This is a genomic window from Streptomyces sp. TG1A-60, assembly GCF_037201975.1.
In the GTDB taxonomy this organism is placed as follows: Bacteria; Actinomycetota; Actinomycetes; order Streptomycetales; family Streptomycetaceae; genus Streptomyces.
The window spans coordinates 1,364,685-1,377,077 of sequence record NZ_CP147520.1; the positions used below are offsets into that span (position 1 = coordinate 1,364,685).

Consider the following 12,393-nt stretch of genomic DNA (forward strand, 5'->3'; position numbering starts at 1 on the left):
GAACGCACCCGGACCGATCCTTCCCCCTTCCCCGCCGAGAGTGAGCCGCGCCGATCTGTCAGCACTCCGATGAAAAGCGTCAGCAGGAAGTCGCCGCCGCGTCCGACGCGACCGTACGCCCGAGCGGAGGTCACCCGTTGGCGTCGCGGAGCGTGCGCAGGATGCGCTCCAGGTGGTGGCGGTCCTCGGAGGAGAGCGGTCCGGTGACGTGGCTGCGGAGATGGGAGACGTGGGCGGTCAGGGCGCGGTCGAGCGCCTCGGCGCCCTTGTCGGTCAGTGCGGCGAGTGCGGCTCGCCGGTCGGCGGGGTCGGGGTCGCGGCGGATCAGCCCTTCCTTCGCCATGCGGTCGGCGAGCCGGGTGAAGCCGCCCGAGCTGAAGGACACGGCCTCCGCCAGGTCCGTCATGCGCAGCCGGTGCCCGGGTGTGCGGCCCAGCCGCAGCAGCACCTCGAACCAGGTGTCCGGGACTCCCAGGTCGCGGTGTACGACGGGCTTGAGGCGAGCGAACGCCTCCACGAACAGGCCGTAGAGCGTCACGTCGTCGTCGTTCAGCAGTTGCTCGTCCACCCCAAGAGGATGACAGAAGGTCGCCAGCGGAAGAAGCTGCTGTTGCAATATCTATACCTGCAGATATATTGTCTGCGTCGGCAGATACTTTTCTCTGTACGCCCCCACAGATGTGGAGCCCGATCATGCGCAAGCGCATCCTCCCCGCGTTCGGTGTCGCCGCCGCCACGGCCGGCGCCCTCACCCTCGGCCTGTCCCTGGCGCCCGCTTCGGCGGACGCCGCTCCCGTCTCGCACGGGCATCGCACGATCACCATCGAGGCCGTCGAGAAGGGCACCGCGGTCAACATGGTCGACGTCGCCCCGGCCGACTCCGCCCTCGGCGACCAGCTGATCGGGACCGGCGACCTCATCGGCCGCGACGGCCGCAAGCTGGGCAGCAGCAGCTTCGTCGGCGTCTCCACCGACGCCGAGCCGCGCACCGCCGAGCTGCTGACCTTCGTCTACGAGCTGCCCGGCGGCAAGATCACCACGGCCGGCACGGCGAAGCTCTCCGCCTCCGGACCCGTCTTCGACGAGCGGTTCGCCGTCACGGGCGGCACCGGCAAGTACAAGAACGCCTCCGGAGAGGTACGCGTCCTGCAGGAGACGGTGGAGCGGGCGAAGGTCACCTTCGAGATCCAGCGCTGACCACACCCACGCATACGAAACGAGCACGAACGGAGTCACCCGTGAAGATCCTCCTGATCGGCGCCACCGGCATGATCGGCTCCCGCATCACGGCGGAAGCGCTCGGCCGCGGCCACGAGGTCACCGCCGCCACCCGCTCGGGCCGTGCGGACGGCCTGCCGGAGCACCGGGCGCTGACCGTCCTCGCCGTGGACGCCACCGCGCCGGGCAAGGTCGCCCAGGCCGCCGCCGCACACGACGCCGTCATCTCCGCCGTCTCCCCGCCCCGCGACGGCTCCGACCCGACCGCCCCGCTGCTGGCGACGTACAAGTCCCTGGTCGAGGGGCTGCGCACAGCGGGCGTACACCGCCTGCTGGTGGTCGGAGGGGCGGGCAGTCTGAAGACCGCCTCGGGCCAGGACCGGGTCGACACCCCAGACTTCCCCGTGATGTACAAGGCCGAAGCGCTCGCCCAGCGCGAGGTGCTGCGCCTGCTGCGCGCCGAGGTGGGCGACGACCTGGACTGGACGTACGTCTCCCCGGCCGACGAGATCGCCCCCGGCGAGCGCACCGGCACCTTCCGCCTCGGCGGCGACGACCTGCTGTTCGCCGAGGACGGCACCAGCTTCATCAGTGCCGAGGACTACGCGGTCGCCCTGGTCGACGAGGCCGAGAAGAGCACGGCGCTCCGCCGCCGCATCACCGTCGCGTACTGACGGACGTCTCTCGATCGAGGGCGTCCGTTTCGACGTCAGACCGACCGACAGCGCAAGGGCGAGGCGAGCAAGGCTTCAGATCTTCCGCTTCGCGGCTGTCCGTGCACCTGGGCAGTGTGCTCTGGCAGTCCGTGACTGACGTGTTCCGGCGCGGCGACCGCCCCAATGCCGCACGAGGCATGATCGGTGGATGCATGGTGTGGAGGACCAGTTGGGCGGTGGGAACATGGAAGAGCCGGCGGAGATCGCGTCGCCGAAGGAGGCCGCGGACAATGCGCTGGTGCTGGCGTTCGGGCGGTTGCAGGGAGCGGCGAACCGGCTGGAGTACATCCTCGGGCGGTCGCTGGAGCTGGAGTGCGGCATCAGTCATCTGATGTTCGAGGTGCTGCTCATCCTCGGGCGGGCAGGCGATCCCGGGCTGCCGATGCGGGCCATCGCCCAGGAGCAGGTGCTGACCACAGGCGGGGCGACCCGTCTGGTGGACCGGATGGAGGCAGCCGGACTGGTGGAGCGCGCCGAGGATCCCGGTGACAGGCGCGGGCGGCTGGTACGACTGACCCGGTTGGGGGAGGAGACCACCGTGCGGGCGTCCCGGGTACACGTGGAGAACATCCGCCGTTACTTCCTGGCACCGCTGCCGCCCGAGGACCGGGAGCGGTTCGCCGAGGACCTGCGGATCCTGAGCCACTCCGCACGGGACGAGCTGCCCCGCCTGCCCTGAACGGCCCCTCCGGGCTGCGGCCGCGCGGCTTCACCTATGCACTGACAGCGAGATTGCCGGTTTAGCTGCCACCACAAGGGAATATCTGACTAGTCAGTTACTGTTCTCTCAGACGAACCGCTCGCACCAGCGGGCGCCACACCTTTGCCGGGACCTTCGATGAAGTTCGGACCTTCGATGAAGCTCGTCTACGTCTTCGACGCCTACTGCGGCTGGTCGCACGGGTTCTCCGGAACTCTGCGCGAGGTCGTCTCCCGTCATCCCGCGCTGCCGGTCGAGGTGGTCTCCGGCGGTCTGTTCACCGGGCCACGCCGGGTACCCATCCGCGAGTTCGGCTACGTCCAGGGCGCCAACGCCCAGATCGCAGAGCAGACCGGCGCCGAGTTCGGCGAGAGCTATGAGCGGCTGATCGCCGACGGGTCGTTCGTGATGGACTCCGAGGCCGCCGCGCGCGGCGTCGCCGCCCTGCGCCGGGCGGCCCCCGACCGTGCGGCGGAACTGGCCTGCGCCCTCCAGCGGGCCTTCTACGTCGACGGCCTCAGCCTCTCCTCCCCCGCGACCTACCGGAAGGTCGCCGAGGAGGCCGGTCTGGACGCCGACGCCGTCGTCGCCGCCTTCGACGCGCCCGAGGCCCACAACACGGCGACGGACGACTTCCACCGCTCCGCCGAACTGGGCGTCACCGGTTTCCCCACCCTGCTCGCCGTCGACGGCGACCGAGTCGCCGCCCTGGCACATGGCCACGCCACCGCCGACGAGATCGACCGGCGACTGGCCGCCCTGACCACCGCCCCCACCCACTGAATTTCCATCCCCTTCAGGAGGCCCCCCATGAGCACCCTCTCCTTCAAGATCTTCGACCTCGACTTCCCCGCCGGCAGCAAGAACAAGACCGCCACGCTCGTCACCGGTGAGCAGGAGGCGCTGCTGGTCGACGCCGCCTTCACCCGCGCCGACGGCCACCGCCTCGCCGCCGAGATCCTCGACTCCGGCAAGAAGCTGACCACCGTGTTCGTCAGCCACGGCGACCCCGACTTCTACTTCGGCGCCGAGATCCTCGCCGACAACTTCCCCGACGCGACCTTCGTCGCCACCCCGATCGTCATCGAGCACATCCAGCACTCCTACGAGGGCAAGCTCAAGGCATGGGAGGCCGTCGGCCCGAACCTGCCCACCCGCCTGGTCGACCTCACCCCGCTGACCGGCGACCTCACCCTCGAAGGCCACCGCTTCGAGCTCAAGGGCGGCCCGACCGGCCTGCCCGACCGCCACTACCTGTGGCAGGCCGAGCACCGCGCCCTCCTCGGAGGCGTCCTGCTCTTCCAGCAGGAGCACGTCTGGGTCGCCGACACCCCCACCCCCGAGCACCGCTCCGTCTGGATCGGGCTGCTGGACGAGATGGCCTCCCTCCAGCCGGAGCTGGTCGTCCCCGGCCACCGCCTGCCCGGCACGGCGGCCGACGCCTCAGCCATCACCGCCACCCGCGACTACCTCGTCGCCTTCGAGGAGGAGCTCGCCAAGGCGGCCGACGGCGCCGCGCTGACCGAGGCGCTCGTCAAGCGCTACCCCGACAACGGCATGCTCATCGCCGCCCAGCTCGGGGCGAAGGTCGCCAAGGGCGAGATGAAGTGGGGCTGAGTGTCATGACGTACGAGCACACCGACTTCGCGACCTCCACCGCCCCGGCCGACGTGGTCCGCCGCCAGTACCTGGCCTCCGCGGCCGGCGACCTGGAGGCCCTGCGCGCCACCCTCGCCCCCGACGTGGAGTGGACCGAGATGGCCGGCTTCCCCCTCGCCGGCACCTACCGCACCCCCGACGGGGTCACCTCCCACGTCATGGAGCCGCTGGGCAAGGAGTGGGACGGCTGGACCGCGCACGACGACACCTATGTCGTCGAAGGGGAGAACGTCGTCGTCCTCGCCCGCTACACCGCGACCAACAAGGCCACCGGCAAGCCGATCGACGTGCGCGTCGCCCACCACTTCCTGGTCCGCGGCGGCCTCATCGTCCGCTTCGAGCAGTTCACCGACACCGCCAAGGTTCGCGACGCCATGACGTAGTCGTGGCAGCGCCTCACAGACGAACTCACACACCGGGAAGACGGTGAGGTCCACCGTCGGCAACGGCACCGTCTTCCTCAACACCTCCGCCGCCGATGTCAGCGGCCCGCTCGACGGAACCGTCGCCGGGACGGCGACAGGCACGGCGGAGAAACACGCCCGCACGTCGCCGGAATCACTCCCCGGCGCCTTCCCGGTCCGGCCGACGGGGGCAGCCGGGACCGACCGTCGCCGTGCGCTGAACGTCGCCACCGCGATCAACCACGCCCTCCGGACGTACGTGCACCCGGAGGCGCTGGTGGCCGTACCGCACACCAGCACCACCGCGAAAACGTGAGAGGCCGACACGCGGCACCTTCTCCCGTGCACCCCCACACCCACCATCAACAGGGAGCAACAGACATGCCCATGAACAGGCGTCACTTCCTCGCGGCAGGCTCGCTCACGGCCACCGGCATCGGCCTGGGCCTCACCCCTGCCAGCGCGTCGGCCACCCCGCTCGCCGACGGACACGGAGCCCGACAGCACAAGGAAAAGCACCCCGGGGGCACGCTCGACTTCAAGGTCCTGGACCTGGACTTCCCGGTCGGCAGCAAGAACAAGACGGCCACTCTGGTCACGGGCGAGCGTGAGGCGCTGCTGGTCGACACCGGTTTCACCCGGGCCGACGGGTACCGGCTGGTGGCCGAGGTACTGGACTCGGGCAAGAAGCTGACCACCGTGTTCATCAGCGCCGGCGACCCGGACTACTACTTCGGCGCCGAGGTCCTGGCCGACGCCTTCCCCGACGCCAGGTTCGTCGCCACCCGGCCGGTCATCAAGCACATACGGCGCACCTTCGAGAGCAAGCTCAAGACGTGGGCCGACCTCGGGGCCAACCTGCCCACCCGCCTGGTGCAGATCAAGCCTGTGACCCGTGGCCTCACCCTGGAAGGGCACCGCCTCGAACTCAAGGGCGGATCGGCCCTTCTGCCGGACCGCCACTACCTGTGGCAGCCGGAGCAGCGCGCGATCCTCGGCGGGGTGCTGCTGTTCCAGAAGCAGCATGTGTGGGTCGCGGACACCCCGACCCCCGAGATCCGTGCTGCCTGGATCAAGCTGCTGGACGAGATGGCCGCCCTCGACCCGGCGCTGGTCGTGCCCGGTCACCGCCTGCCCGACACTCCCGCGGACTCCTCCGCCATCACCGCCACCCGCGAGTACCTGCTCACCTTCGAGGAGGAACTGGCCAAGGCCGCCGACGGCGCCGCGCTGACCGCGGCGCTCGTCAAGCGCTACCCGGACTACGGCATGGTCATCGCCGCCGAGATCGGTGCGAAGGTCGCCATGGGCGAGATGACCTGGGAGTGACGACTGCGAAGTACCGGAACACCGGCTTCGCGGTGCCCCTCGGCCGACTTCGTCAGGAGACGTCAGCCGGGGGGCACGCCGAAGTGCCGCTGCCACACGACGAGCGGGTGTCCGGTCAACTGGCCGCCCGGCATGGCCGGCCGGGCGATGGCGACCTGGACCGGCTGCAGCGGTCGGGCCGGCGAGGTACAGGCCGGCGCCGATTCTCAGTTGGTCCAGACGACCGGGCTGTCGCGGTACGCGTCGCCCTCGTCGAACGAGGCGCCGGTGATGGGCGAGCTTTTCGTGGCGCTGAGCGCGCAGGTCTCGTACGACGCACCCTTGGTGGTGAACTCGGTGGGCGCGCTCTCGCGGTCGCACTTGCCCGGGATGTCACCGAACAGTACGACGCCCGTCCCGGCGCCACCTTCCAGCACACCGTCCAGCTTCAGGGACGCGTAGGACAGGTCGGTGCCGCCGACGTTCTCCACCTTCATCTTGATGAAGTAGGGCGTCATTCCCTTCGCCTTCTCACCGAAGGCGGCCATGTCGGCCTCGGCGCCCTTCTCGATCGCCGTGACGGTTACGGCGATGGTGCCCTTCTTCTCGCTCGTGTACTCGAAGGGCAGGACAGCCCTGTCGCCGACCTTGAGTTCCGTGCCCGGCGCGGTGACGTCACCCTCGGCCGACGCGGCACTGTCGTCGCCGCTGTCGGCAGTCGGGCTCTCGCTGCTCGGCGCGGACGAGGCCGGGGCTGACGCCGTCGGCGAATCCTGCGCCACCGGCCCTCCCTCGTCGTCGGCGCAGGCCGAAAGCCCGAGCCCCATGGTGGCCAGAGCAGCCGCGAACACGATACGTCCCTTGTGCACTTACTACTACCTCACTGCTAACGAGAGCTGTCCGATACGGCAGCTTGGAACAGTCGATGGTTTCGAGAAATGACCGACCACACAGCCGGACATGCCAGAGCGTATTCCGGCCCGGTGGCGAAGTGTGACGGTCATTTGCCCCACACCGGAGTGCGCGCAGGCCCCGACCGGATGCGCTCTCGACCGGGCGGCCGGATCAGGTGACGTAGGACGTGCCGGGCGCGCACGTGGAACATGCTCCGCGTGCGCGTGTAGACGGCGATGCTGTCCGCGTCCTCCAGCCACAGCTCGGCGTGGCGGTCCTCGACGACCACCAGCCGCTCGTCGTACATCCAGAAGCCGTGGCCCGGGGCGAGCTTCAGTGAAGCGGAGAACGGCACGACGGCCAGCTCCACGGTGTGCAACCCGATGACGCCGATAAGCCGGTCAAGCTGGGCGGCGAACACGGCCTGCGGGCTTCTACGACTGGGCAAAGCTCCCTACAGGAGAGCTACACCCAAAGCCTTCCTGGGCGTTCGTGATACCCCGCGGGTCTCGACAACGACTTCGGCCGCTGGCCTGTACCAGCCGATCCCTGGTCATGTCTGGCGCCGGTTGTCCCCCAGCGTGTGGGATGATCAGCCCAGGCCAGGCGCCCTGATCGGGTTGCTGGAAGAACCCGGCTCCTATGCCTGCGTCGCCTCCGGAATGAGCTGTGACCTGGTGCACCGGGCAGCAGGCCGCCCAGTCGGCGGACCGGTCAGGGCCCGGGACGTCTCTGGGCGGTGCCACTCCAAGCTGACAGGCGGCTGGGTTTGGTCCGGCCCACCGCGATGAGCCGGACTGCGCCCTGGTCCGCGCCGTGCACTCCACCGATTCCAGTTCCCGTTCGGTCAGCGGGCAGGGGGCATCCGGCTCGCGGCGGCACGAAGGGCGTGACGGCTCGTTGTACTGAATCAGTTCTGTTCGTGCTCGTTCGGTTCGCGACATCCGAGCACCATCGGAGCACCACCGCGACGAATCCGGCAGCGGATCGACCTGCTCGACCTGCCGCGTATCACCGGGGCGCGGTGAGCCGGGCTACGAGGCTGTCGGTGACGAGATCGTAGCGGGCCGCGTCGCGGTAGCACCGGGCCAGGAGCTGAGCTCCCTGCGCTTCGGAAAAAATCACCTGCGCTTCGGTGATCGGGTCATCGACCGACACGAACCGCCCCGCGGCGGCACCGTCGCGGAGGACCCCGGCGAGCCATTCGACGTTGATGTCGTTGAACTTGGTGACCAGATCCTTCATCGGCGCGGGCAGCATTTCGTAGTCGGCGGCGAGCATGGTGCACAAGCACAGCGACCCGCCGTCCGCCAGGGCGGCCCGCAGGAGCGTGAGATAGCCGCGTAGACGTTGCACCGGGCCGTCGGAACGCTTGTCGATGTCAGCGAGTTCGGACTGAAATGTGGAGTTGTACCGCGTGACGAGTGCTCGACCGAGTTCGGCCTTTCCCGGAAAGTGGTGGTGGATGCTCGCCGTGCGGATGCCCACCCGCTCGGCCAGGTCGGCATAACTCACCGCTGACCAGCCCCGCGCCTTCACCAATACCTGAGCGGCATCGAGCACCCGGTTGGCCGTGGAGTGGTCCTTCAAGTTCTGCGGCACTCGACCAGCCTACCCCCCTTCACGAACCTATCTACCAGTAGGTAGAGTGATCTCGGTGGAGCCGTCTCGGCCCACGTCAGGCGTACGACGCACGAGGAGCAGACGATGCACGCACAGCTGATCACCTACAAGCTCAGGGACATCTCGGTGGAGCAGTACACCGAGCAGATGGTCACCCCCGACTCGGCATACTTCGCAAAAATCGACACCCTGGTATCCAAGGTGTGGTTGGCGGACGAGGCCACCAACAGCTACGGCGGGTTCTATCTCTGGGTCGACCAGGCGGCGATGACGGCGTTCATGTCTTCCGATGCCGTCAAGACCGTCATGGCTCGTCCCTATCTCAGTGACATCGCCTCCACCGACTGGCCGGTCAACGAGCCGCCCAGCGTGCTTACCCGCGGAGTGGTCACCGCCTGACCTGATCACTGACTTGGGTCGGTCGCGGCACTGCGAAAGCTGTCGTCGACAGGTGACGCGACTTGGGCCAGATGTCGCGGCCGGGGCTGATACCGACGTCGAGCCGGCGCGTGGGGCCTGGTGATGGCACGTCGCGCGTACTCGACTGATCTCATTGACGCCCTGCTCGTGGGTTGCCCTCGGTGAGCCATCCGGCGATGCTGCCGAGGGCGTAGTGGTACTGGGACATATTGGCCCCGGCTCCTACCGTCGTGGCCTTCACAGGTCTCCCACACGGTCGTCGCTCCGTGCTCGCCGCCGTCCTGCCCGGCTCCTGATCCGACGCGGCGAGTCTGGTCGGCGCCGCGCGAGGGACGGGCCGACAACGACCTGCGCTACGAGCAGGTGCTGCGTACCTGGGACGGGGACTGGGCAGTCGTCGACCCGCTGGTCGTGAGCGGCGTCCTCGAATTCCAAATGGCCCCCTTGCTGTGGAGCCGGTTCGACGAGCCCGGCTCGTCGCGCGTCGAGTGGCGCATCGACGCGCTGGCTGACGCCGCGGACCTGGACCGCGACCGGGCGGGCAAGTGGGCGCTGCTGCGAGCCATCGAGTACTGGGCTTGGCCGGATCGGCCGGGTGACGGCTTCAGTGGCCCGGTGGCGTCGAGCCGGTCTCAAGGTCTGGTCAAGCGGTCAGCGTCAGAGTGCTGTTGATCACGCAAGCGTTGGCGGGGCGTCCGGGAGTCGGTGGGCAACTGCTGCGGACGGAACCGCCCGACAGGTACGCACGACGACGCCAGTGACGAGAAGGCGGACCACGCCGTGACCAGCAGACTGCCTTGGCCCGAGCCCGGTCATGACACCGGCACCCCGGACACCCCGATCGTGATCGTCGGCCTCGCGGCCCCGGAAGGGGCTCCCGAGGCCGTGCGCCGGGCGGAAGTGTCCGGCCCGGTCGGCGTGCGGGTGCGCTGTGCGCCCGACGGGATCACGGCGTTCTTCGGGGACTCCGTGCGCGGGGCGTCCCGGGAGCGGCTCAGCGCACTGCACCTGGTGTGGGCCGCGTTGGAGGACGCCGGGATCGTTCCCGGTTCGCTGCGCGACGCCGATGTGGGTGTTTTTCTCGTGCAGGCGGAGGCCGGGGACAGGGAAGCCGACGGCTCAGACGCGCTGGCGGCGCTCGTCGGGGGCGATCTCCGCTGGGAGCGGGGGCCCCGGGTGACGCTCGGGGCGGAACTAGCGGCGCCGGCGGCGGTCGAGTCGGCCGCCGAGCAACTGCGCCGGGGGGAGTGCGACGTGGCTGTGGCGGGTTCCGTCACGGGCGCGGTCGCGGTCCTGCGTCGGGGCTCCACCGCCATACGGGCCGGTGAGCGCGTGCTCGCACCGGCGGAGGCGTTCGGCTCCGGCGATCCGTTCACCCTCAGCGATGTGCCGGCGCCGCCGCCCGCGCGGCTCGTGCCGCTCGTGCTGTCCGGGCGCAGCGACGCCGCCGTGGCGGCGCTGGCCCGGGATCTGCTCGCCCGTTTCGAGGCCGACCCCGAGCTGACGCCGGACGACCTGGGGTGGTCGTTGGCGACGACCCGTACGACCGGCCTAGGGCGGCGGGCCGTGCTGCTCGCCACCGACCGGGCGGAGGTGGTGCGCGGACTGCGTGCGGTCGCCGAGGGCGGGTTCGCCCCGCTGCTGTTCCGTACGCCACCCGGCGCGAGCGTCGAGGGCGGTGGACGCGCGGTACATGTCTTCCCCGGCGTGGGCTCCCAGTGGCCGGGCATGGCGCTCGACCTGCTGAACGCCTCCGACGTGTTCCGTCTACGGATGGAGGACTGCGCGCGGGCTCTCGAACCCTTCGTTCCGTGGTCGCTGCACGACGTCCTGCGCGGTGCCCCCGGCGCGCCGGCGCTGGAGGGCGCGGACGTGGTCATGCCGGTCCTGTTCGCGGTGAGTGTGGCGCTGTCCGCGCTGTGGAGCTCCTGCGGTGTGGAGCCCGCAGCCGTCGTCGGCGCCAGCCTCGGTGAGGTCGCCGCCGCGCATGTCGCGGGTGCGCTGACGCTGGACGAGGCCACCCGGGTGGTCGTCCTGTGGAGCCGAATGCAGGCGGAGGCGGCCGGAGAGGGCGAACTGGCCGCAGCGGCCCTGTCGCCCGACGAACTCCGTCCGCTGCTCGACGCCGAGCACCTGCGCGGCCGGGTCCACTTCGCCGGTACGAACGGTCCGCGCTCCGTGCTGCTCGGTGGGGAGCGCGCGGCAGTGACCGAAGTCGTCGAGATGCTCGTGGCCAAGGGCATACCGGCCAGGACGGTGTACCCCGGTCTCGCCGTGCACACACCGGGCCTGACCGTCGACGCCACCCCGCTCCTCACCGGTACCGCGGCGATCGCGCCGGCCCCCGCCACCGTGCCCTTCTACTCCTCCGTCACCGGCGGCGAGTTCGAGACGACCGGCCTGGACGGCGCGTACTGGCTCCGCAACGTCACCTCCCAGATCCGTTTCGAGGCGGCCGTACGTGCCCTGTGGACAGCAGGTCACCACGTGTTTCTCGAGGTCGGCCCGCATTCCGTGCTGCTCGGCGGGGTGCAGGAGACGCTGGAGGACATCGGCGCGGGCACCGGGGCGGCGGCATCGTCCGGCGTGGTCGGCACTCAGCGCCGGGGACAGGACGGGGTCACGGAGTGGCTGACGGCGATGGCGCAGCTCTACGTGCGCGGGGTCCCCGTCGACTGGGCCGCCTTCTTCCGGGGCCGTGACGGCCGGCGGATCGCCCTGCCGACGTATCCGTTCGGCGTCGAGGAGACGGACACGGCTCCGGGCGCGGCGGCGGCCGGCGGTGCACCGGCCCGGGGCACCGGCACCGCAGGGCTGTCCCTCGCGGGTCTCACGGCGGGCGAACGGTCGTACGCTGTCGAGGAGTTCGTACGGGCCCAGGTGGCGATGGTGCTGCGGCACAACGACCCGGACGCGGTCGCCCTGGACAGTGGCTTCCTGCAATCGGGCTTCGGCTCGTTGCAGGCCGTGGAACTGTGCAACCGGCTCAATGAGGCCACCGGGCTGCGGCTGCCCACGACGCTGACCTTCGACCACCCGACTCCCGCGTCCGTCGCGGACCTCATCGGCGAGCTGCTGACCGCCCGGACGGAGCGGGGGCCGCGGCGGGGCGCGGAGCAGGGCCCGGAATCGGCGGTCCTCGCCCGACTCGACGCCCTGGAAGCCGAACTGCGCGCCTGCGACCTGCTGCGTGACGGACACGAAGCCCCCGGGAACACTCCCGCGCGGAAGCGGGTCGCAGCCCGGCTGCGCCACCTGCTGGACCGGCTGGCGCCGGACGACAAGGACGAATTCGGGGACGCGTCCTTGGAGGAGTTGCTCGACCTCGCCGAGAACGAACTGCGCAAGTCATGACCTGGCAGAAAGAGCTGCCGCGAACTCCGCGTACTCAGTAGTACGCATCCGTGCGCAGTCGTAGGCGCGCACGCGCCCGTACGCGATCGGAAATCTC

General features: G+C 70.0%; 14 protein-coding genes and 1 pseudogene. 11 read left to right on the top strand and 4 right to left on the bottom strand.

Annotation, left to right across the window (positions count from 1 at the left end):
• Positions 1-130: 130 nt before the first annotated feature.
• Entirely contained in the window at positions 131-568 is a 438-nt protein-coding gene (locus WBG99_RS05530) for a MarR family transcriptional regulator (protein WP_338895233.1), read from the bottom strand.
• Between the two features lie 125 nt (positions 569-693).
• On the opposite strand from WBG99_RS05530, the gene WBG99_RS05535 reads away from it, so the two are divergent.
• From WBG99_RS05535 to WBG99_RS05570, 8 genes are all read left to right on the top strand, one after another.
• A complete protein-coding gene (locus WBG99_RS05535) occupies positions 694-1,197 on the top strand; it encodes a hypothetical protein (RefSeq protein WP_338895234.1) in 504 nt (167 codons plus the stop codon).
• A gap of 41 nt (positions 1,198-1,238) precedes the next feature.
• Positions 1,239-1,892 carry an NAD(P)H-binding protein gene (locus tag WBG99_RS05540; protein WP_338895235.1) on the top strand — a complete coding sequence of 218 codons (654 nt, stop codon included), beginning with the start codon at positions 1,239-1,241 and terminating at the stop codon, positions 1,890-1,892.
• A 226-nt stretch (positions 1,893-2,118) separates the two neighbouring features.
• Positions 2,119-2,613, top strand: coding sequence for a MarR family transcriptional regulator (locus WBG99_RS05545; protein ID WP_338900228.1), 495 nt, complete (start codon positions 2,119-2,121; stop codon positions 2,611-2,613).
• A 177-nt stretch (positions 2,614-2,790) separates the two neighbouring features.
• Positions 2,791-3,417, top strand: a complete 627-nt coding sequence (locus WBG99_RS05550) for a DsbA family protein (RefSeq protein ID WP_338900229.1) — start codon at positions 2,791-2,793, stop codon at positions 3,415-3,417.
• A 27-nt stretch (positions 3,418-3,444) separates the two neighbouring features.
• Positions 3,445-4,251: an MBL fold metallo-hydrolase gene (locus tag WBG99_RS05555; RefSeq protein ID WP_338895236.1), complete on the top strand. Its 807-nt coding sequence runs from the start codon at positions 3,445-3,447 to the stop codon at positions 4,249-4,251.
• 5 nt (positions 4,252-4,256) lie between these two features.
• Entirely contained in the window at positions 4,257-4,676 is a 420-nt protein-coding gene (locus WBG99_RS05560) for a nuclear transport factor 2 family protein (protein WP_338895237.1), read from the top strand.
• A gap of 43 nt (positions 4,677-4,719) precedes the next feature.
• Positions 4,720-5,013 carry a hypothetical protein gene (locus WBG99_RS05565; protein ID WP_338895239.1) on the top strand — a complete coding sequence of 98 codons (294 nt, stop codon included), beginning with the start codon at positions 4,720-4,722 and terminating at the stop codon, positions 5,011-5,013.
• A 65-nt stretch (positions 5,014-5,078) separates the two neighbouring features.
• Positions 5,079-6,026, top strand: coding sequence for an MBL fold metallo-hydrolase (locus tag WBG99_RS05570; protein ID WP_338895240.1), 948 nt, complete (start codon positions 5,079-5,081; stop codon positions 6,024-6,026).
• Positions 6,027-6,232: 206 nt separating this feature from the next.
• Here WBG99_RS05570 and WBG99_RS05575 read toward each other — a convergent pair whose 3' ends face one another.
• From WBG99_RS05575 to WBG99_RS05585, 3 genes and pseudogenes are all read right to left on the bottom strand, one after another.
• The gene (locus WBG99_RS05575; RefSeq protein WP_338900230.1) at positions 6,233-6,832 is read right to left on the bottom strand and encodes a hypothetical protein; all 600 of its coding nucleotides are present in this window, start codon (positions 6,830-6,832) and stop codon (positions 6,233-6,235) included.
• 287 nt (positions 6,833-7,119) lie between these two features.
• Positions 7,120-7,329 (bottom strand): annotated as a pseudogene (locus WBG99_RS05580) (Scr1 family TA system antitoxin-like transcriptional regulator); the annotation flags it as partial.
• A gap of 581 nt (positions 7,330-7,910) precedes the next feature.
• On the bottom strand, positions 7,911-8,501 hold the full coding sequence (locus WBG99_RS05585; RefSeq protein ID WP_338895241.1) for a TetR/AcrR family transcriptional regulator: 591 nt from the start codon (positions 8,499-8,501) through the stop codon (positions 7,911-7,913).
• Between the two features lie 105 nt (positions 8,502-8,606).
• Between WBG99_RS05585 and WBG99_RS05590 the strand changes: the two genes are divergently transcribed.
• The 3 genes from WBG99_RS05590 (at position 8,607) to WBG99_RS05600 (ending at position 12,296) form a co-directional block, all read left to right on the top strand.
• Positions 8,607-8,921 (top strand): YdhR family protein, encoded by a 315-nt coding sequence (locus WBG99_RS05590; RefSeq protein WP_338895242.1) that lies wholly within the window; start codon positions 8,607-8,609, stop codon positions 8,919-8,921.
• Positions 8,922-9,110: 189 nt separating this feature from the next.
• Complete coding sequence (locus tag WBG99_RS05595) at positions 9,111-9,614, top strand: aminoglycoside phosphotransferase family protein (RefSeq protein ID WP_338900231.1); 504 nt, start codon at positions 9,111-9,113, stop codon at positions 9,612-9,614.
• 108 nt (positions 9,615-9,722) lie between these two features.
• Entirely contained in the window at positions 9,723-12,296 is a 2,574-nt protein-coding gene (locus WBG99_RS05600; RefSeq protein ID WP_338895243.1) for an acyltransferase domain-containing protein, read from the top strand.
• Positions 12,297-12,393: the final 97 nt, after the last annotated feature.

What these genes read in the sequence shown, in the direction of transcription:
- WBG99_RS05545 (WP_338900228.1), top strand. Translation starts at nt 2,119, where the DNA reads ATGGAAGAGCCGGCGGAGATCGCGTCGCCGAAGGAGGCCGCGGACAAT.
- WBG99_RS05570 (WP_338895240.1), top strand. Translation starts at nt 5,079, where the DNA reads ATGCCCATGAACAGGCGTCACTTCCTCGCGGCAGGCTCGCTCACGGCC.
- WBG99_RS05560 (WP_338895237.1), top strand. Translation starts at nt 4,257, where the DNA reads ATGACGTACGAGCACACCGACTTCGCGACCTCCACCGCCCCGGCCGAC.
- WBG99_RS05535 (WP_338895234.1), top strand. Translation starts at nt 694, where the DNA reads ATGCGCAAGCGCATCCTCCCCGCGTTCGGTGTCGCCGCCGCCACGGCC.
- WBG99_RS05575 (WP_338900230.1), bottom strand. Translation starts at nt 6,832, where the DNA reads ATGGGGCTCGGGCTTTCGGCCTGCGCCGACGACGAGGGAGGGCCGGTG.
- WBG99_RS05550 (WP_338900229.1), top strand. Translation starts at nt 2,791, where the DNA reads ATGAAGCTCGTCTACGTCTTCGACGCCTACTGCGGCTGGTCGCACGGG.
- WBG99_RS05590 (WP_338895242.1), top strand. Translation starts at nt 8,607, where the DNA reads ATGCACGCACAGCTGATCACCTACAAGCTCAGGGACATCTCGGTGGAG.
- WBG99_RS05555 (WP_338895236.1), top strand. Translation starts at nt 3,445, where the DNA reads ATGAGCACCCTCTCCTTCAAGATCTTCGACCTCGACTTCCCCGCCGGC.